24 protein-coding genes are annotated in these 18,628 nt (G+C 72.3%); 7 read left to right on the forward strand and 17 right to left on the reverse strand.

Features of this window, described 5'->3' with window-relative positions:
- The first annotated feature begins 2 nt into the window (after positions 1-2).
- Positions 3-737 (forward strand): hypothetical protein, encoded by a 735-nt coding sequence (locus N538_RS0117425; RefSeq protein WP_028638359.1) that lies wholly within the window; start codon positions 3-5, stop codon positions 735-737.
- A 35-nt stretch (positions 738-772) separates the two neighbouring features.
- Complete coding sequence (gene serB / locus N538_RS0117430; RefSeq protein WP_036571183.1) at positions 773-1,987, forward strand: phosphoserine phosphatase SerB; 1,215 nt, start codon at positions 773-775, stop codon at positions 1,985-1,987.
- Positions 1,988-2,120: 133 nt separating this feature from the next.
- On the opposite strand, the gene N538_RS0117435 is transcribed toward serB, so the two are convergent.
- From N538_RS0117435 to N538_RS0117450, 4 genes are read right to left on the reverse strand one after another with little or no spacing between them, the layout of a single operon-like run.
- Complete coding sequence (locus tag N538_RS0117435) at positions 2,121-2,627, reverse strand: SixA phosphatase family protein (protein ID WP_028638361.1); 507 nt, start codon at positions 2,625-2,627, stop codon at positions 2,121-2,123.
- Positions 2,628-2,629: 2 nt separating this feature from the next.
- A complete protein-coding gene (gene fabI, locus N538_RS0117440; RefSeq protein ID WP_028638362.1) occupies positions 2,630-3,412 on the reverse strand; it encodes an enoyl-ACP reductase FabI in 783 nt (260 codons plus the stop codon).
- A gap of 1 nt (position 3,413) precedes the next feature.
- The gene (fabG, locus tag N538_RS0117445; RefSeq protein ID WP_197025371.1) at positions 3,414-4,145 is read right to left on the reverse strand and encodes a 3-oxoacyl-ACP reductase FabG; all 732 of its coding nucleotides are present in this window, start codon (positions 4,143-4,145) and stop codon (positions 3,414-3,416) included.
- Between the two features lie 38 nt (positions 4,146-4,183).
- Positions 4,184-4,396 carry a dodecin gene (locus N538_RS0117450; RefSeq protein WP_028638364.1) on the reverse strand — a complete coding sequence of 71 codons (213 nt, stop codon included), beginning with the start codon at positions 4,394-4,396 and terminating at the stop codon, positions 4,184-4,186.
- Positions 4,397-4,426: 30 nt separating this feature from the next.
- Here N538_RS0117450 and N538_RS26020 point away from each other — a divergent pair, with 30 nt between their 5' ends.
- Positions 4,427-4,759: a DUF3099 domain-containing protein gene (locus N538_RS26020; RefSeq protein ID WP_036570849.1), complete on the forward strand. Its 333-nt coding sequence runs from the start codon at positions 4,427-4,429 to the stop codon at positions 4,757-4,759.
- 133 nt (positions 4,760-4,892) lie between these two features.
- Complete coding sequence (locus N538_RS0117460; RefSeq protein ID WP_028638365.1) at positions 4,893-5,081, forward strand: hypothetical protein; 189 nt, start codon at positions 4,893-4,895, stop codon at positions 5,079-5,081.
- 28 nt (positions 5,082-5,109) lie between these two features.
- On the opposite strand, the gene moaA is transcribed toward N538_RS0117460, so the two are convergent.
- Positions 5,110-6,105 (reverse strand): GTP 3',8-cyclase MoaA, encoded by a 996-nt coding sequence (gene moaA / locus N538_RS0117465; RefSeq protein WP_028638366.1) that lies wholly within the window; start codon positions 6,103-6,105, stop codon positions 5,110-5,112.
- Between the two features lie 44 nt (positions 6,106-6,149).
- On the opposite strand from moaA, the gene N538_RS26025 reads away from it, so the two are divergent.
- The gene (locus tag N538_RS26025) at positions 6,150-7,118 is read left to right on the forward strand and encodes an SURF1 family cytochrome oxidase biogenesis protein (protein ID WP_081790538.1); all 969 of its coding nucleotides are present in this window, start codon (positions 6,150-6,152) and stop codon (positions 7,116-7,118) included.
- Here N538_RS26025 and N538_RS0117475 read toward each other — a convergent pair.
- The 5 genes from N538_RS0117475 to N538_RS0117495 are packed head-to-tail and all read right to left on the reverse strand — an operon-like array spanning position 7,004 to position 12,797.
- Positions 7,004-7,750 carry an SDR family oxidoreductase gene (locus N538_RS0117475; RefSeq protein WP_028638367.1) on the reverse strand — a complete coding sequence of 249 codons (747 nt, stop codon included), beginning with the start codon at positions 7,748-7,750 and terminating at the stop codon, positions 7,004-7,006. The genes N538_RS26025 and N538_RS0117475 overlap by 115 nt on opposite strands.
- Positions 7,735-9,615, reverse strand: a complete 1,881-nt coding sequence (locus N538_RS0117480) for an ABC transporter ATP-binding protein (protein WP_036570853.1) — start codon at positions 9,613-9,615, stop codon at positions 7,735-7,737. The genes N538_RS0117475 and N538_RS0117480 overlap by 16 nt, the downstream gene beginning before the upstream one ends.
- 22 nt (positions 9,616-9,637) lie before the next feature.
- Positions 9,638-10,426, reverse strand: a complete 789-nt coding sequence (locus tag N538_RS0117485; protein ID WP_028638369.1) for an enoyl-CoA hydratase/isomerase family protein — start codon at positions 10,424-10,426, stop codon at positions 9,638-9,640.
- Positions 10,427-10,457: 31 nt separating this feature from the next.
- On the reverse strand, positions 10,458-11,165 hold the full coding sequence (locus N538_RS0117490) for a maleylpyruvate isomerase N-terminal domain-containing protein (RefSeq protein ID WP_028638370.1): 708 nt from the start codon (positions 11,163-11,165) through the stop codon (positions 10,458-10,460).
- 33 nt (positions 11,166-11,198) lie between these two features.
- A complete protein-coding gene (locus N538_RS0117495; RefSeq protein WP_028638371.1) occupies positions 11,199-12,797 on the reverse strand; it encodes an ABC-F family ATP-binding cassette domain-containing protein in 1,599 nt (532 codons plus the stop codon).
- Positions 12,798-12,890: 93 nt separating this feature from the next.
- On the opposite strand from N538_RS0117495, the gene ypfJ reads away from it, so the two are divergent.
- On the forward strand, positions 12,891-13,814 hold the full coding sequence (ypfJ, locus tag N538_RS0117500; RefSeq protein ID WP_028638372.1) for a KPN_02809 family neutral zinc metallopeptidase: 924 nt from the start codon (positions 12,891-12,893) through the stop codon (positions 13,812-13,814).
- On the opposite strand, the gene N538_RS0117505 is transcribed toward ypfJ, so the two are convergent.
- Complete coding sequence (locus N538_RS0117505; RefSeq protein ID WP_028638373.1) at positions 13,811-14,716, reverse strand: phosphotransferase; 906 nt, start codon at positions 14,714-14,716, stop codon at positions 13,811-13,813. The two genes, ypfJ and N538_RS0117505, sit on opposite strands and share 4 nt — an antisense overlap.
- 10 nt (positions 14,717-14,726) lie before the next feature.
- The gene (locus N538_RS29110) at positions 14,727-14,948 is read right to left on the reverse strand and encodes a hypothetical protein (RefSeq protein WP_051549380.1); all 222 of its coding nucleotides are present in this window, start codon (positions 14,946-14,948) and stop codon (positions 14,727-14,729) included.
- A 117-nt stretch (positions 14,949-15,065) separates the two neighbouring features.
- Between N538_RS29110 and N538_RS29115 the strand changes: the two genes are divergently transcribed.
- Complete coding sequence (locus N538_RS29115) at positions 15,066-15,407, forward strand: MarR family transcriptional regulator (RefSeq protein WP_197025372.1); 342 nt, start codon at positions 15,066-15,068, stop codon at positions 15,405-15,407.
- On the opposite strand, the gene N538_RS0117520 is transcribed toward N538_RS29115, so the two are convergent.
- From N538_RS0117520 to N538_RS0117540, 5 genes are read right to left on the reverse strand one after another with little or no spacing between them, the layout of a single operon-like run.
- Positions 15,404-15,901, reverse strand: coding sequence for a metallophosphoesterase family protein (locus N538_RS0117520; protein ID WP_028638374.1), 498 nt, complete (start codon positions 15,899-15,901; stop codon positions 15,404-15,406). The two genes, N538_RS29115 and N538_RS0117520, sit on opposite strands and share 4 nt — an antisense overlap.
- Entirely contained in the window at positions 15,898-16,503 is a 606-nt protein-coding gene (locus N538_RS0117525) for an acVLRF1 family peptidyl-tRNA hydrolase (protein WP_028638375.1), read from the reverse strand. The genes N538_RS0117520 and N538_RS0117525 overlap by 4 nt, the downstream gene beginning before the upstream one ends.
- 48 nt (positions 16,504-16,551) lie before the next feature.
- The gene (locus N538_RS0117530) at positions 16,552-16,926 is read right to left on the reverse strand and encodes a metal-sulfur cluster assembly factor (protein WP_028638376.1); all 375 of its coding nucleotides are present in this window, start codon (positions 16,924-16,926) and stop codon (positions 16,552-16,554) included.
- Entirely contained in the window at positions 16,919-17,374 is a 456-nt protein-coding gene (gene sufU / locus N538_RS0117535; RefSeq protein ID WP_028638377.1) for a Fe-S cluster assembly sulfur transfer protein SufU, read from the reverse strand. Before sufU ends, N538_RS0117530 begins: the two co-directional genes overlap by 8 nt.
- Before the next feature lie 3 nt (positions 17,375-17,377).
- Positions 17,378-18,628 (reverse strand): aminotransferase class V-fold PLP-dependent enzyme, encoded by a 1,251-nt coding sequence (locus N538_RS0117540; protein WP_028638378.1) that lies wholly within the window; start codon positions 18,626-18,628, stop codon positions 17,378-17,380.

The raw sequence follows: 18,628 nt of genomic DNA on the forward strand, positions 1-18,628 counted from the left end.
CCGTGACGACCGTGCTGCCCGCCTCCGCGCGCCTGGCCTGGTGGGGCACGGCCTGGCTGCGCGGGCACGCCGTCCCCGACCTCGTGCTGGACGCCGTCATCGGCGAGGACGCCACCCACGTCGTGGTGGGTCTGCCGGAGACCGACGGCACCGCGACGCTCGTGCAGGGGCTGGCCGCGCTGCGCCGGCGTGGGGCGACGGGCTTCGGGGCGGCGTTCCCGGCCGAGGGCGACCCGGTCGGCCTCGGCGGGCCGGCTGAGTTCAACCGGGACGCGCTCGAGGTGGGTGAGGCGGTCCTCGTCGACGGAACCGGACTCGGGCTGGTCCCGGGTCGCACGGGCGCGGCGGTGGTCTGGACGGTGCAACCGGCCGGGCGCCGCCAGCTGCCGGACGTCGGCGAGGCCGACCGGACCCTGCGCAGCGGCCTGCTGGAGACGGCGCAGGCGCTGGCCGACCTCGACGTCGCACGCTGGCGTCCGGAGGTCGCGGACCGGCTACTGGACCTGCGGCACCGGGAGGCGGTCGACGCGCCGGACGGCGTCCCCACCCGGTGCGTCGAGCTCGCCGCACGGGCACTCCAGGCGACCGCGATCGTCGAGCTCGCGCTCGAGGACGACGGCGGCGCGCTCTCGGCGTACGAGATCCAGCAGCGGCGGGCCGCGCTCGTCCCGCTCGAACGGGCCGGACGGGGGGCACTGACCGCGGCCTGCTCTCCCGAGGCGTGGCCGCCGCACTGAGCGCGGGCCGGCCGGACGATAGCCTCGCGACCGAGATGACTGAAGCGAAGCCGGAGACCCTCCTCATCACGCTCAGCGGCAAGGACCGCCCCGGCGTGACCTCGTCGGTGTTCACCGCGCTGTCAGGTGTCGGGGTCGAGGTGCTCGACATCGAGCAGATCGTGCTGCGTGGCCGGCTGATCCTCGGCGTGCTGGTCACCGCACCCCGCAACGTCCGCCGGGCCACCGACGCGGTGCAGGCGACGGCGCAGCAGCTCGGCATGACCGTCGACGTCGAGAGCGGTGTCGGCGACAACCGGTCGCGCGGGTCCGGACGCTCCCACGTGACCGTGATCGGCGCGCCCCTGCGCGCCTCCGCCATGGCCGCGGTCGCCGGCCGGATCGCCGACTCCGGTGCCAACATCGACCGCATCGAGCGGATGGCGCGCTACCCGGTCACCGCGATCGACCTGCACGTCAGCGGGGCCGACACCGAGGTGCTGCGCTCGGTGCTCGCGGTCGAGGCGGCTCGGCAGTCCATCGACATCGCCGTGCAGCCCGCGACCCTGCTGCGGCGCGGCACCCGGCTGATCGTCATGGACGTCGACTCGACGCTCATCCAGGGCGAGGTGATCGAGATGCTCGCCGCCCACGCGGGGTGCGAGGCCGAGGTCGCGAAGGTCACCGAGGCCGCGATGCGCGGCGAGATCGACTTCGAGGAGTCGCTCCTCGCGCGGGTGGCGCTGCTGGAGGGGGTGCCCGAGATGGCGCTCGACGAGGTGTACGACGCGATCGTGCTCGCCCCGGGTGCACGGACCATGGTGCGGACCCTGCGCCGGCTCGGCTACCGGTTCGCCATCGTCTCGGGCGGGTTCTCCCAGATCGCCGACCGGCTGGCCGCCGACCTGGGCATCCACTTCGCGCGCGCCAACGAGCTGGAGATCGTGGACGGCCGGCTCACCGGCCGGATCGTCGGTCCCGTCGTGGACCGGGCCGGTAAGGCCGCGGCGCTGCGCGAGTTCGCCGCCGAGATCGGCGTGCCCGACGCCGCGGTGATCGCGATCGGCGACGGCGCGAACGACCTCGACATGCTGAACGCGGCCGGCCTCGGCATCGCGTACAACGCCAAGCCCCTGGTCCGCGACGCCGCGGACACCGCGGTGAACGTGCCGTACCTCGACACGATCATGTACCTGCTCGGGATCAGCCGCGAGGAGGTCGAGGCCGCCGACGCGGAGGTGGGCATCGTGACGCCGGCGCCGCCGGTCTAGGCGCCTTCGTCCCGGGTTCACCAGGGGATCCCGTCGAACCGGCACTTCCCACGGCCTGCCCGCCGTGGGAGGTGCGAGCTTCCCCGGAGACCATGGTGAAGCGACAGCCGTCGGTCAGCCGCGAGCCCGCGACTCAGCCGCGACCCACGTGGTAGCCGACCAGCCGGGCGACCCCCTCGGCGAGGTCGGCCCAGGAGCCGTCGTAGGAGAAGACGGCCGTCGCGCTGGTCGGGAAGCCGCTGAGCAGCTCGTTCTCGAGCTCCGGGTCGCCCTCGCCGTCGCCGAGCAGCTGGGCGAGGGAGGCCATCGTCGGGTTGTGGCCGATCACCACGAGCGCCTGCACCGCGTCGTCCACCCGCGTGATCAGGTCGACCACCGTGTCGGGCTCGGCGGCGTACAGGCCGCGGTCGACGTCGGGTGCCAGGTCCCAGCCGCCGCCCTCGGTGAGCGACGCCCACGTCTCCCGGGCGCGGGTCGCGGCCGACACGAGGGCCCGGTCGGGCGTGAATCCCTGCCGTGCGAGCCAGGCGCCCGCGTCCGCGGCATCGGCGCGGCCGCGGGGGGTGAGCGCACGCTCGAAGTCGGTCGGCCCGCCCTGCTCGGCCTTCGCGTGGCGCACCACCACCAGGCGGCGACTCACGCTCACGCCCCCATCGCGTGGAACCCGCCGTCCACGTGGACGATCTCACCGGTGGTGGCCGGGAAGAAGTCCGACAGCAGAGCGCACACGGCCTTCGCGGTGGGTGTCTGGTCGGTGTTGTCCCAGCCGAGGGGCGACCGGTCGCTCCACATCGCCTCGAGGTCCTCGAACCCCGGGATCGCCTTCGCGGCCAGCGTCTTGAGCGGTCCCGCGGACACGAGGTTGACCCTGATCCCCTCGGGTCCCAGGTCACGCGCGAGGTAGCGCGAGCAGGACTCCAGCCCGGCCTTCGCCACGCCCATCCAGTCGTACGCCGGCCAGGCGACGGTCGCGTCGAAGGTCAGCCCGACGACCGAGCCGCCGCCGGGCATCAGCGGCCGACAGGCCTGGGTCAGCGACATCAACGAGTACGCCGAGACCTGGACGGCCTGCGCGACGTCCGGCCACGGACCGGTGAGGAACTTGCCGCCGAGAAGCGTCTCCGGGTTGCCGTAGGCGATCGAGTGCACCACCCCGTCGAGCCCGGCGTCCGGGCCCAAGTGCTCGCGCACCTGGTCGGCGAGGCCGGCGAGATGCTCCTCGTCGGTCACGTCCAGCTCCAGCACCGGCGGCTCGACGGGCAGCCGCCTCGCGATCCGGCGGGTGATGCCGAGCGCGCGACCGAAGTTCGAGATGAGGACGGTCGCGCCCTGCTCCTGCGCGACCTTCGCGGTCGCGAAGCCGATCGAGGAGTCCATCGTCACACCCGCGACGAGGATGCGCTTGCCCTCGAGGATTCCACCCATGTCAGTGCCCCATTCCGAGTCCACCGTCGACCGGGATGACCGCACCGGTGACGTACGCCGCGCCGGGGCCGGTCAGCCACAGCACCGTCTCCGCGATCTCGTCGACCGCGCCGTACCGGCCCAGCGGCACCTGCGCGAGGATCGCGGTCTTCTGCTCGTCGCTGAGCACGCCCGTCATGTCGGTGTCGATGAAGCCCGGCGCGACGACGTTCGCGGTGATCGACCGGGATCCCAGCTCGCGAGCGATCGAGCGGGCCATGCCGACCAGGCCGGCCTTGGAGGCCGCGTAGTTGACCTGCCCCGCCGAGCCGAGCAGTCCGACGACCGAGGAGATGAAGACGATCCGGCCCCGCCGGAGCCGGAGCATCCCCTTGGAGGCGCGCTTGGCGAGCCGGAAGGAGCCCGTCAGGTTGGTGTCGATCACCGTCGACCAGTCCTCGTCGGACATCCGCAGCATCAGGGTGTCGGCGGTGATGCCGGCGTTGGCGACCAGCACCTCCACGGGCCCGTGCGCCTCCTCGATGGTGGCGAACGCCGCCTCCACCTGGGCCGGATCAGTGATGTCGCACCGGACGTCGAGCGCGCCGTCGGGGGCGCCGCCACTGCGTGTGGTGACGGCGACCTGGTCGCCGTTGCGCACGAAGGCCTCCGCGATGGCGCGACCGATGCCGCGGTTGCCGCCGGTCACCAGGACCGACCTGGGCTCCTGGGCCGTGCTGTCTCCTGGGCTCACGTCACGTGACGCTAGCGACTACCGCCGAGTACGGGGAATCAATCATCCTCGAGACGGAAGCCGACCTTCATGCCGACCTGGAAGTGCTCGACGGTCCCGTCCTTCACCTGCCCCCGGACCTGGGTGACCTCGAACCAGTCGAGATGGCGCAACGTGCGGCCGGCCCTCTCGACGCCGTTGCGGATGGCCTCGTCGATGCCGTCGGGCGAGGTGCCGACGATCTCGGTCACTCGGTAGGTGCGATTCGTCATGGTCCGACACTACCGACGTACGATGGATCAATGGCCCGAGACCTTCGTCGGAAGCAGGACGAGGCGGTCCGCATCACGACGGCCCCGTCGAGCCGTGACGCCGACATCGCGGCGCGCCAGCGCCGGTACGTCGTGTCGATGGGCATCCGCACGGTCTGCTTCGTGGCCGCCATCGTCGCGGCGCTCGCCGGCCTCGGCTGGCTGTGGCCGATCTTCATCGCGGGGGCGCTGGTCCTGCCGTACGTCGCGGTGGTGATGGCCAACGCGACCGCATCGAGATCCGACGGGTTCGAGCTCCGGGACGGTCAGTTCGGACGACCCGAGCTGGAATCCGGCGCGGATCCGTCGGAGGAGCGCGACTGACACGCTTGGACTCCGAACCGCCGCGTGACAGAATCTCCCGCGCGAGCCGAGTCTCCCCCGTCTCGGTTCGCAGCGGTGCCGGACGGCTTCCCCCGTGGCTGTCCGGCACCGCTCATTCCCCAGGAAGGTGCACATGAGCGAGCCCGCCATCTGCTCCGCGAAGGGCTGCCAGGAGCCGGCCGTGTGGGAGCTGCTGTGGAACAACCCCAAGCTGCACACGCCGGACCGCCGCAAGACCTGGCTCGCCTGTGACGAGCACCGCCAGTCCCTCTCCGACTTCCTCGCCGCGCGCCAGTTCCTGAAGGACGTCGTCCCGCACTGAGCGTCGGGAAGACCTTCCGGACGGTGTCCTAGCCGCCGATGGCGGACATCGGCCGGTCGGGCTGGAGGAACGTCGGGTCGTCGATCCCGTGCCCGGCGCGCTTGCCGGCCATCGCGACCAGCCAGCGGTCGGCGAGCTCCTCGTCGGTGGCCCCCGACCGCAAAGCCCCGCGGAGATCGGACTCCTCGCGGGCGAACAGGCAGTTGCGGACCTGGCCGTCGGCGGTGAGCCGGACCCGGTCGCAGTCGCCGCAGAACGGCCTCGTGACGCTGGCGATCACGCCGACCGTCGCCGGTCCACCGTCGACGAGGAAGAGCTCGGCGGGCGCGCTCCCCCGCGGCTCGGACGCCGGCGAGAGCGAGAACTCCGCCTCGAGCCGCGCGAAGATCTCGTCCGCGGTGACCATCCCGTCGCGGCTCCAGCCGTGCTGGGCGTCCAGCGGCATCTGCTCGATGAACCGGAGCTGGTAGCCCTCGGCGACCGCCCAGCGCAGCAGCTCCGGCGCCTCGGCGTCGTTCACGCCGCGCAGCAGGACGGCGTTGACCTTGACCGGGCCGAGCCCGGCCTCCCGAGCCGCCGCCAGCCCGGCGAGCACGTCGTGGAGCCGGTCGCGCCGGGTGATCGTGCGGAACGACTCCCGCCGGACGCTGTCCAGGCTGACGTTCACCCGGTCGAGGCCCGCCTCGGCGAGGGCGTGCGCGGTCCTCGCCAGGCCGAGGGCGTTCGTGGTCAGCGACGTCTCCACCCCGAGCGCGCTGGTCCGCCTGACGATGTCGAGGAGGCCGCGGCGTACCAGCGGCTCACCACCGGTGAAGCGGACCTCGCGCACGCCGAGCAGCTCGACGCCGATCCGGACCAGCCGGACGACCTCGTCGTCGGTGAGCACCTCGTCGGTCGGCAGCCAGTCCAGGCCTTCGGCGGGCATGCAGTAGGAGCAGCGCAGGTTGCAGCGGTCGGTCAGCGACACGCGCAGGTCGGTGGCGACCCGGCCGAACCGGTCCTCGAGGCTCCTCGTCTGCACCACCCCTGCAGTCTAGGCGAGCGCTGGGCGCCGGATAGCCTCGACGGGTGCGGTCGTTCCGGTTCCTGCTGAGTCGGCGGTGGCTGCTGTTCGCACTGATCGTGGTCGTGCTGTGCTACGCCACCTGGTGGCTGGGCGAGTGGCAGTTCCACCGCCTCGCGGACCGCAAGGCCAGCAATGCCATCATCCGCGCCAACGAGGACCGCGCCCCCGCTCCCGTCGCCGACGTCCTCGCGCCCGGGGCGGCGGTGCCGGACCGGGACGAGTGGCGGCTGGTGACGGCCACCGGCAGCTACGACACCGACGACACCGTGGTCGTCCGCTACCGCACCCGCGACGGGCAGTCGGGCGTGGACGCCGTGGTCCCCCTGGTCACCGCCGACGGAACCGCGCTGCTGGTGGACCGCGGCTGGATGGCCGCCGACAACCAGGGGACCAGCCCGACCGACCTGCCCGAGCCGCCCGCCGGCGACGTCACGGTCGAGGGTTGGGTGCGCGCGGACGCGAGCGGCGACAGCACCGCCGTCGAGGACCACTCGACGCGGGCCGTCTCCAGCGAGGAGATCGGCCAGGTCATCGACCGCCCGGTGTTCGGGGGGTTCGTCGAGCTGCACTCCGAGGACGGCCACGCCGCCGAGGGGCTGGAGCCCGTGGAGCTGCCGGAGCTGGACAACGGTCCGCACTTCTTCTACGGCCTGCAGTGGTGGTTCTTCGGCCTGCTGGCGATCACCGGATTCCTCTACCTCGCGTGGGACGAGTGGCGCAGCCGCAGCCGCGGCGAGGAGTCGACCCGCGAGAAGGTCACGGACGAGCGCAAGCAGCGGCGCGCGGAGAAGAACGCCAGGAAGCAGGCGGTACGCGCGGCGTACCAGCGCGCCTACGAGCAGGAGCGGCAGGAGCGTCAGAGCGCGCGCAGCATGCCGCCGTCGACCGGCACCATGGCGCCGGAGACGAACGACGCCGCCGGCGAGAGCACGAACGCCGCGACGCGGCCGAACTCCTCCGGCTCGCCGTAGCGGCCGAGCGGGATCGTCCGCACCGCGGCCGCCCGCGCGGCCTCGGGGTCGTCAGCGGCGGCGTCCAGCTCGGCGACCCGCTCGGTGCCGACCCGCCCGGGCAGCAGCCCGTTCACGCGGACGCCTGCCGGGCCGAGCTCGTCAGCGAGCGTCTTCGCCACCATCGCGAGGCCCGGGCGCAGGCCGTTGGAGATCGCCATGTCCGCGAGCGGGGCGCGCACGCTGGAGGAGAGCACGAAGGCGAGCGACCCACCCGACGGGAGTGCCCGGCCGATCTCCCGACCGAGCCGCACGGCACCCAGGAACACCGACGAGAACGCCGTCGTCCACTGTTCGTCGGTGATCGCGGTGACCGGGCCCTTCGGCGGGCCACCGACGCTCACCAGTGCGCCGTCCACGCGACCCCATCGCTCATGGGCGGCGTCGAGGAGCCGCTGCGGGGTGGCCGTGTCGGCGTTGTCGGCGACCACGGTCTCGACGGAGTCGCCGCGGGCGGCGGCCAGCGTCTCCTCGGTCCGGCCCGAGAGCACCACCCGGGCACCCTCGGCGACCAGCACGTCGGCCGTCGCCCGGCCGAGCCCGCGCGCGCCGCCGGTGACCAGGTAGACACGGTCGGTCAGGCCGAGGTCCACACGTCCTCCGACGGGGTCTCCATGAACTGGGTCCGGTAGAGGTCGGCGTACAGCCCGCCCTCCGCGAGCAGCTCCGCGTGGGTGCCGCGCTGCACGACCCGGCCCTCGTCGACGACGAGGATCTGGTCGGCGTTGCGGACCGTCGACAGCCGGTGCGCGATCACCAGCGACGTCCGGCCTTCCAGGGCGGCGTCGAGCGCCCGCTGCACGGCGGCCTCGGACTCGCTGTCCAGGTGTGCCGTGGCCTCGTCGAGCACCACGATCGCCGGCGCCTTGAGCAGCAGCCGGGCGATCGCGAGCCGCTGTCGCTCCCCACCGGACAGCCGGTAGCCGCGGTCGCCGACGACGGTGTCGAGGTCGTCCGGCAGGCTGCGGACGAGTGCGGCGATCTGTCCCGCCTCGAGGGCCGCCCAGATGTCCTCGTCGGTGGCGCCGGGACGGGCGTAGAGCAGGTTCGCGCGGATCGTGTCGTGGAACATGTGGGCGTCCTGGGTGACGTAGCCGACCACGTCCTCCAGCGACTGCAGGGTCACGTCGCGGACATCGTGCCCGCCGACGCGCACGGCTCCTCCCCCGACGTCGTACAGCCGCGCGACCAGGTGCGTGATGGTGGTCTTGCCGGCGCCGGACGGGCCGACGAGGGCCACCATCCGCCCCGGCTCAGCGGTGAAGGTGATGTCGGAGAGCACCGGGCCGCTGTCGCGGGAGTCGGCGCGCGCGATGACCTCGAGGGACGCCAGCGAGATCTCGTCGGCGCGCGGGTAGGAGAACGCGACGTGGTCGAACTCGAGCCGCGAGGCGGTCGGGGCGAGCGCAACCGCGCCGGGCTTCTCCTCGATCAGCGAGGGCAGGTCGAGGACCTCGAAGACCCGCTCGAAGCTGACCAGGGCCGTCATCACGTCGATCCGGACGTTGGACAGCCCCTGGAGCGGGCCGAGGAGCCGGACGAGCAGGGTCGCGAGCGCGAGCAGGGTGCCGACGGTCAGCGACCCGTCGAGGGCGAGGTGGCCGCCCACGCCGTACACGAGCGCGGTCGCCAGCGCCGGCACCGCGAGCATGGCCGCCATGAAGACGCGCTGGACGAGCGCGATCCGAACACCGAGGTCACGGACGACGGATGCCCGGGTCGCGAACGTGCGGTCCTCCTCCTCGCGACGCCCGAAGAGCTTGAGGAGCATCGCGCCCCCGACGTTGAAGCGCTCGGTCATCACGTTGCCCATGTCGGCGTTGCCGTCCATCTGCTGGCGGGTCAGCCCCGCCAGCCGGCTGCCGACCCAGCGCGAGCTGAGGTACAGCACCGGGAACAGCACGAGGCAGAGCAGGGTGATCTGCCAGCTCAGGGCCAGCATCGCGACACCGACGACCGCCACCGAGATCGCGTTGGAGACCGTGCCGGACAGCGTGGAGGTGAAGGCGCGCTGGGCGCCGATCACGTCGTTGTTGAGGCGCGAGACCAGGGCACCGGTCTGCGTCCGGGTGAAGAAGGCCAGCGACTGGCGCTGCACGTGTGCGAAGACCTCGGTTCGCAGGTCGTAGATGAGCCCCTCGCCGATCCGGGAGGAGAGGTAGCCGATGAGCACCGTCAGAACCGCGTCGACGACGGCGACCGCCGCCATAGCGAGCGCGAGCACCGTGACCAGCCCGCCGTCACCGGCCAGGATGCCGTCGTCCACGATCCGCTGCACGAGCAGCGGGGAGACGACCACCAGGCCGGCGTCGATGACGGTCAGCAGCAGGAAGAGGACGATCAGGGGACGGTGCGGGAGGGCGTAGGCGAACACGCGGCGCACGGTGCCGTGCGCCAGACGCTGCTGCGCGGCACTGCGGTCGGCGCGCAGGGACCGGAACGCCGGTCCCATCCCCATCCCTGACACGAGCCCTCCTCCGTCACTGTCCCATCAACGCTGCGAGCTCCCGGAACCGCCGGGTCTGTGCTTCCCGCTCGAGGCGCCGCTGCTCCTCGAGGCTCCGCTCGGAGGCCCCTTGCAGCAGCGCCTTGGTCTCGGTGACCGCGCCGGCCAGCGGTGCGGTCAGGGCGCCGACGAGATCCGCGACGGTCGCGTCCAGCTCCCCGGCAGGTACGGCGGCGAGCGCGAGCCCGATGTCCACGGCCTCGGCTGCGCCGACCATCCGTGCGGTCGCACAGATCTCCAACGCCCTGGCGTATCCAACGCTCTCCACGAGCGGCTTTGTTCCCGTCAGGTCTGGCACCAGCCCGAGCGTTGACTCCTTCATGCAGAGCTGCGCGTCGTCCGCGAGCACGCGGAGGTCGCAGGAGAGGGCCAGCTGGAAGCCGGCGCCGATCGCGTAGCCCTGGACCGCGGCGATCGACACGAACCGCGGGTCGCGCAGGAACGTGAAGCCCTGCTGGTAGGCGTCGATGGTCGCCGACACCTCCTCGTCGGAGAGGCCGAGCAGGTCCGCGACCGACTCCTGGTCACCGGAGCTGGTCGGGTCGAGCATCGCGCGGTCGAGTCCGGCGGAGAACGAGTGGCCCTCGCCCCGCACGACGACCACGCGGACCTCGTCGGGGATCGAGGCGCCCAGCTCGGCGAGCGCGCGCCACATCGTCGGCGTCTGCGCGTTGCGTACGTCGGGGCGGTGCAGCGTGATCGTGGCGACGGGGCCGGTCACGTCGTACCTCAGCCCGGCCTGCTCGAGGGTGGTGTCGTCCATACCCGGAACCCTAGGGTGCGCCCCGTCGCCCTCAGCCGAGGGCCGGTAGTCGCTCCCCGACGGCACCCAGGCCGTCGGGGACCGGGAGCCGTCCGGCACCGATCAGCACCGCCTCCTCGGCGCTCGCTGCCGGCAGCGGGCCGCCGGCGAGCGCCTCGATCGTCGCGCGGGTCAGGGAGAGCGCGCTGTCCGGGACGGGCTCCTCGCTCAGCAGGTCGAGCTGGTGGATCGCGTCCTCGACGGCCCAGATCGTGAGGAAGTCACCAACCGCGAAGACGTGGCCCTGCCAGAGGTAGGAGGCGTCGGCCAGGCCGGCACAGCCGCGCTGGACCGCCGCCGCGACGTCGTTGAGCTCGGCTCGCGCCGAGGCCGGCCGCGCGAAGGCCGCGGTGCGGCGACGTTGCGACATCAGGGGTGCGACGGGGTCGTCCTGGCGGTACTCGGCGGCGAACGCTGGCCAGTACGACGCCGCGTCGACGGTCGGCGCCCGGTCGACGACCGAGACCATGCCGCCGAGCATCTCCTGCCAGCCCGCGATGACGTGCACGACGACGTCCAGCCGGGTCCACCCGTGGCAGCGCGACGCCCCGAGCAGCTCCCACTCGTCGAAGCCGTCGACCGCCCGGACGAACGACGTCACCGACTCGGCGAACGCGCGGCGGCCGGTCTCGGCGTCCACGCTGAGGTCCACGTCGGGGTCCACGTCGGGGTCGACGTCGGGGTCCACGCTCGGGTCCATGGAAGGACCCTAGGACGCGGCGCCGACAACGGCTCAGGCCAGCGATACCAGGTCGGCGTACTCCGCGTTCCAGAGGTCCTCGACGCCGTCGGGCAGGATCAGCACCCGGTCCGGCTCGAGCGCCATGACCGCGCCCTCGTCGTGGGTCACCAGCACGATCGCGCCCTCGTAGCTGCGGATCGCGGCGAGCACCTCCTCGCGCGAGGCGGGGTCGAGGTTGTTCGTGGGCTCATCGAGGAGCAGCACGTTCGCGCTGGAGACGACGAGCGCCGCGAGCGCCAGCCGGGTCTTCTCCCCGCCCGAGAGCACCTTGGCGGGCTTGTGCGCGTCCTCGCCCGAGAAGAGGAACGAGCCGAGCACGGACCTCGCCTCGGTGTCGGTGAGCTGCGGCGCGGAGCTCTGCATGTTCTCCAGCACCGTGCGCTCGACGTCGAGGGTCTCGTGCTCCTGGGCGTAGTAGCCGATCTTGAGCCCGTGCCCGGGCAGCACGGCGCCGGTGTCCGGCTGGTCGACGCCGGCCAGGATGCGCAGCAGCGTGGTCTTGCCGGCGCCGTTCAGGCCCAGGATCACCACGCGGGAGCCCTTGTCGATGGCCAGGTCGACGTCGGTGAAGACCTCGAGCGATCCGTACGATTTCGACAGCTCGGCGGCGGTCAGCGGCGTCTTGCCGCAGGGCGCTGGCGCGGGGAACTTGATCCGGGCGACCTTGTCGGCCTGCCGCTCCCCCTCGACGCCGGCCATCAGCTTCTCGGCCCGCTTCAGCATCGACTGCGCGGCCTGGGCCTTCGTGGCCTTCGCGCGCATCTTGTTCGCCTGGTCGGTGAGCGTCTTCGCCTTGTTCTCGGCGTTCATCCGCTCCCGCTTGCGGCGCTTCTCGTCGGTCTCGCGCTGGGTGAGGTACGCCTTCCAGCCCATGTTGTAGACGTCGATCTCGCCGCGGTTCGCGTCCAGGTGCAGCACCCGGTTGACCGTCGCCTCGAGCAGCGCGTTGTCGTGGCTGATCACGATCAGCCCGCCCTTGTGCGCCCGGAGGAACTCGCGCAGCCAGACGATCGAGTCCGCGTCGAGGTGGTTGGTCGGCTCGTCGAGCAGGAGCGTCTCGGCGCCGGAGAACAGGATCCGGGCGAGCTCGACGCGACGGCGCTGGCCGCCGGACAGCGTCTTCAGCGACTGGGCGAGCAGCCGGTCCTCGATGCCGAGGCTGTGCGCGATCTGCGCCGCCTCCGACTCCGCGGCGTACCCGCCCCCGGCGTGCAGCTCCGCGTCGGCGCGCTCGTAGCGCCGCATCGCCCGCTCCCGGACCTTGACGTCGTCGCTCCCCATCTCGGTCTCGGCCTGACGGAGCCGGCGTACGGCGTCGTCGAGGCCGCGCGCCGACAGGATCCGGTCGCGGGCCAGCACCTCGGGGTTGCCGATCCGCGGGTCCTGCGGGAGGTAGCCGACCTCGCCGGTCGTCTGGACGGTTCCTGAGGCGGGCAGCGCCTCGCCGGCCAGGATCTTCGTGAGCGTGGTCTTGCCGGCACCGTTGCGCCCGACGAGACCCACCTTGTCGCCGGCGGCGACGCGGAAGCTGACGTTCTCCATGAGCAGACGCGCGCCAGCACGGACTTCCAGCTGGTGGGTGGTGATCATGAGGGTCCGAAGTCTAGATGTGGGTACGGTCCTCCCTGACATCGGCGAACATCGGCGGACGGCGCCGGACATCGGCACAGGCGTGGAGGTCGGATGCGGTTCAACCCGAAGGCGCGGCTGAACACGCGGCGGATGGGCGACGCGGGTCGCTCGGGAGCGGCCGGCGGCGGTGGGGGCGGCATGCCGATCCCGGGCGGTCTCGCCGCCGGAGGAGGCGTCACGGGACTGATCATCGTCGTGGCGATCATCGCGATCAGCATGTGGGCCGGCGGGGGCTCCTCCTCGAGCGGGTACGACGACTCGCGGATGTCGGACACCGGCCGGTACGAGCACTGCAAGACGGGCGAGGACGCCAACAACGACGCCGACTGTGCCCGGGTGGCGGTCGAGAACTCGCTCTACGACTACTGGTCGGACACGCTCCCGGCGCAGTCGTCGGCGTCGTTCACCCCGGAGAAGAAGGTGGAGACCTTCAGTGGCGGGATCGGCACCGGGTGCGGGCAGGCCACCTCGGACGTCGGGCCGTTCTACTGCCCGAACGACCAGGTCATCTACCTCGACACGACCTTCTTCGACGACGTGCTTGAGAAGCAGCTGGGCGGGCCGAGCGGCGCGTTCGTGGAGCCGTACGTGATCGCCCACGAGTACGGGCACCACATCCAGAACCTGCTCGGCACCATGGCGAAGGTCAAGACGCAGCAGGGCCCGCACAGCGACAGCGTGAAGCTCGAGCTGCAGGCGGACTGCTACGCCGGCATGTGGGCCCACTCGGCGACCACGACCCAGGACGAGGACGGGAACGTGCTGATCGCGGACCTCACCCAGCAGGACATCCAGGAGGCGATCGACGCGGCCACCGCCGTCGGCGACGACCGGATCCAGCAGCGGTCCGGCGGTGGCGTCGACTCCGACTCGTGGACGCACGGCTCCTCGCAGGAGCGCGTGCAGTGGTTCCGGACCGGCTACGACCAGGGCACGCTCCAGGCGTGTGACACGTTCGCTCCCGGAGCCGTCTAGGAGACGAGCGCCTCGATGTGCTGGAACTGCCGCTGCAGCGCGCGCAGATGCGGGGCCACGGACGGGTGGCGGTACTTCCCCGCGAGCGCGCCCTCGCCTCCGGCGACCCGGGCCAGGGCCCACTCGGCCCGGTTCAGCACCGTGTAGACGGCGGTGATCCGCGCACCGAGCGTCACCTCGTCGCGGGTGGCGAGGCCCTCGGGCATGCCCATCAGGTACGCGTCGAGCAGTGGCTCGAGCTCCTCACGGGCGGCGAGCGCGTAGTAGCCGAGGTCCGAGCCGACCGGGCCGGTGCCGAGCATCGCCCAGTCGATCGCGACCACCTCGTCACCCTCCCGCCCCGGCAGGTTCGCGGGTACGGCGTCGCCGTGGGTCGGGACCTGCACGAGTGCGTCGGCGGCGGCGAGGAGCTCGGCGCGGCGCGACCAGAGGACGTCGGCGACGTCCGCGACCGTCGTCCGTGCGAGGGTCCGCCAGCCGCCGTGCCGCTCGACCCGGGTCATCCGGTCCCGGAGCAGGTTCCTGGCCAGCCACGGCGCCGGCGCGAGGTGCCCGCCGGCGAACCGGCCCAGCGCGTGCGCCACGAACAAGCCGCTGGTGGCGGCGTCCTCGACCCACTCCTGGGTGATCGTAACGCCCTCCGGGTCCTCCTCCACCGCGCCGAGCGCCGGAGCGCGGAGGCCAGGGGTGTCCACCACGAGCCCGGCGGTGATCACGTCGGCGGGACGGCGCCAGTACGCGAAGTGCCGCGGGCTGGAGAGCTCGGGCGGGTCACCCTCGACGGGCGCGGCGATCCGCTTGACGACCACGGCCTGGTCCCCGAGCACCGTGCGCCACACGCCGACCGTCGAGCCACCGGAGCCGCCGGGAATCGCGACCCACCCGGGCTTGGGCTGCCACATGGCTCGCACGTTAGTGCAGGTCACGCCGCCGGAAGGCGTACTGGCCCGCGACACTCAGGAGCGCCGCGACCACGGCCAGGCCCGCCACCGCCGCCCGGTCGACGCTCTGGGCCGGCACCAGGGCGAGGTGCTCGAACGGCGAGAGGTCCTGCACCCACTGCGGGATCGACAGCAGGTCGCCGAAGAGCATCACCACCGCGGCGAGCGCGAGCGGGAGCCACGCGGCCACCATCAGTCGCGGCGCGACGCCGTACAGGAGACGGGCGACGCCGCTGAGGACCAGGACGGCCGGGACGTACTGGAGCTGCGGGGCCGACAGCCGCCAGAGCTCGTGGACGACGACGGCCGGATGACCTCGGCAGAGCTCGTCGAGGCGCTCGCGATCAGCCCCGCAGCGGTCTCGGGCGCCGTGCGGGTGCTGGAGCAGCTGGGCTGGACCCGGCGCGAGCGGGAGCGCGGCACCCGTCGCGACGTCTACGTCGTGGACGACGACGCCTGGCGCAGCGCGCTGCTCCAGGGCGACCGGACCTACGAGGCGATCGAGGTGGCGTTCGCGGCGGCCGCGGCGGTCGCCGCGCCCGAGGCGAAGGACCGCCTGGACCTGTCCCGGGAGTTCCTGGTGTTCGTGCGTGAGGAGCTGGTGGCGATTGCGGCGCGCTGGGACGAGCGGAAGCGCGAGCTCGGCCACTAGGACAGGCGGTGCAGCACGACCTCACCCAGCCGCCCGCCATCGACGGTGGCGGTCATGTAGGTGCAGTACGGCTGGCGGCGCCGGTCCGTCGGCGACCCCGGGTTGAGCAGGCGCAGGCCGGTGGCCGCGGTGGTGTCCCACGGGATGTGGCTGTGGCCGAACACGAGCACGTCGACCTCGCCGTACGCCGACGCGCAGCGACGCTCGCGCCCGTCCCGCCCACCAGTCTCGTGGACGACGGCCAGGCGCAGCCCGTCGATGTCCGCACGTTCGACCTCGCGGAGACGCTCGCGCAGGGCGGGTCCGTCGTTGTTCCCGTAGCAGGCGACCAGCCGGCGCGCCCGCGCCTCGAGGTCGTCGAGCAGGGCCACGTCGACCCAGTCACCGGCGTGGACGACCACGTCCGCCGCGTCGACCACGTGCCACACCTCGACCGGGAGGTCGCGCGCCCGTCGGGGCACGTGCGTGTCGGCGAGCAGCAGCAGGCTCGTCATGCGTTGTGCACCTCCACCTGCGCGGACTGCGCGTCGGCGACGGCCTGCTCCAGGACGCCGCGACGCGGGTCGGGCACGGCGAGCCACGGCTCGACCGGGGTCAGCGCACGCAGCCTCGGATCGGTGAGCACCTCCTCGACCGCCGGCCGGTCGCCACCGGTGACGAGCGGTCCGCGCAGGCCCCCGATGATGCGGGCCGCGTGGTCCGCCGCTGCCTCGTAGGCCTGCCGCGCCTGGTTGTCCCGGCGGCGTGCGAACCGCTGCTGGCTCTGGCCCCCGGCCTTGGTCCGGCCCTGGACGTGTCGCTGCCCGACCTTGCTCTCCGTGATCGCCGCGCCGTGCAGCCGGGCGACCGCGAAACCGCCCTTCCGCACGAGCAGCACCCCCCAGTCCTCGGGCAGGTGCATCTCAGCCCGGAACGCAGCCGGGTCCGGGACCCCGTCGTACCGCCGATCGAACGGCAGCCGCGCCGCGAACGTCGACCCGTCCTCCGCCGCGCCGGTCAGGGCGCCGCCCACCACCCGGAGCCCGGTCTCGCCGTGCCGCCCCCGGAAGTTCACGACCCACCTCTCGAACCGGTCGGCGGGCACGAGCACAGGCATGCCGAGACGCTAGCCGAGCCCCCGGTCGAAACGTCGGGGACTCGACCCTCAGACGTTGAAGCCGAGGGCGCGCAGCTGCTCGCGACCGTCGGGGGTGATCTTGTCGGGGCCCCACGGCGGCATCCAGACCCAGTTGATCGCGACGTCGTTGACCAGGCCCTCGAGGGCGCCGTTGGTCTGGTCCTGGATCACGTCGGTGAGCGGGCACGCCGCGGAGGTGAGCGTCATGTCGATGACGCAGTTGGAGCCCTCGTCGAGGTGCACGCCGTAGACGAGGCCGAGGTCGACCACGTTGATGCCGAGCTCGGGGTCGACGACGTCCTTCATCGCCTCGGTGACGTCGTCCACGGACACCGTGGAGACGCCGCCACCGCCGGACGGGGCGGCCTCGGGGACGTCGGGAAGGTCAGAGTGGTCAGGCATGAGAGGTCTCCTCCAGGGATCGGGCGGTGGCGTCCTTCCAGGCCATCCACGACAGTAGTGCGCACTTCACGCGCGCCGGGAACTTCGCGACCCCGGCGAACGCGATGCCGTCCTCCAGGACGTCCTCGTCCGGCACCACGGTGCCCTTGCCCTGCATCAGGGTCAGGAACTCCTCGTGGATCGACATCGCCTTCTCGACGGGCTTGCCGATGACGAGGTCGGTCAGCACCGAGGCCGACGCCTGTGAGATCGAGCAGCCCACGGCGTCGTACGACACGTCCTCGACCTTGCCGCCGGCGACGTGGACGCGCAGCGTCACCTCGTCACCACAGGTCGGGTTCACGTGGTGCACCTCGGCCTCGAAGGGTTCGCGCAGGCCCTTGTGGTGCGGGTTCTTGTAGTGGTCCAGGATGATCTCCTGGTACAGCGCGTCGAGCTCTTGAGTCATCGATCAGCCCAACCTGAAGTACGAACGGGTGTATTCCAGGCCATCCACCAGCGCGTCGATCTCCGCGGGCGTCGTGTAGAGGTACGACGACATCCGGGTCGAGCTCTGCACCCCGAACCGGGCGTGCGCGGGCTTCGCGCAGTGGTGGCCGGCCCGGACCGCGACGCCGCGCGAGTCCAGCACCTGCGCGACGTCGTGCGGGTGCACGCCGTCGATCTCGAAGGAGATCGCTCCCCCGCGCTCCGCCGCGTCCGGCGGCCCCAGCACGGTCAGCCCGGGCACGGTGGCCAGGCCCTCGAGGGCGTACGCCGTGATGGTCTGCTCGTGCCGGTGGATCGCGTCCATGCCGATGTGCGACAGGTAGTCCACCGCCGCACCGAGGCCGACGGCCTCGACGATCGGCGGCGTCCCGGCCTCGAAGCGGTGGGGCGCCGAGGCGTACGTCGAGCGGGCCATCGTCACCGTCTCGATCATCTCGCCGCCACCGTGGAACGGCGGGAGCTGGTTGAGCAGCTCCTCCCGGCCCCACAGCACGCCGATGCCGGTCGGTCCAACCGTCTTGTGGCCGGTGAAGACCAGGAAGTCGCAGCCGGTCGCGGCCACGTCGACCGGCAGCTGCGGCGCGGCCTGGGAAGCGTCGATGACGGAGTAGGCACCGAACGCCCGGGCGCGCGCCACGAGATCGCTCACCGGGTTGATCGTGCCGAGCATGTTGGAGACCCAGGTGAAGGCCACCACCTTGGTGTGCTCGTCGATGAGGGCGTCGGCGTTCGACAGGTCGAGCCGGCCGTCGTCGGTGAGCCCGAACCAACGCAGCTCGGCGCCCGACCGCTCGCAGGCGAGCTGCCACGACACGATGTTGGAGTGGTGCTCCATCTCGGTGATCACGACGTTGTCGCCGGGGCCGAGCTCGATGGTGCGCGCCAGCAGGTTCAGCGCCTCGGTGGCGTTCTTGGTGAACACCACCTCGTTGCGCGAGCGCGCGTGCAGGAAGGCAGCCACCTTGTCGCGAGCCGCCTCGAACGCCTCGGTCGACTCCGCGCCGAGGGTGTGCATCGCACGGGCGACGTTCGCGTTGTGCCGCTCGAGGTGGTCGACCATCGTGTCGATGACGACCTGCGGCTTCTGCGAGGTGTTGGCGCTGTCGAGGTAGACCAGCGGCAGGCCGCCTGCGAGGGTCCGCTCGAGGATCGGGAAGTCGGCGCGGATCACCTCCAGCTCGGGGAGGAGTCCGGGCAGCTGCGTGGTCGTCAT

The organism is Nocardioides sp. URHA0032 (genome assembly GCF_000620645.1).
Classification (GTDB): Bacteria; Actinomycetota; Actinomycetes; order Propionibacteriales; family Nocardioidaceae; genus Nocardioides.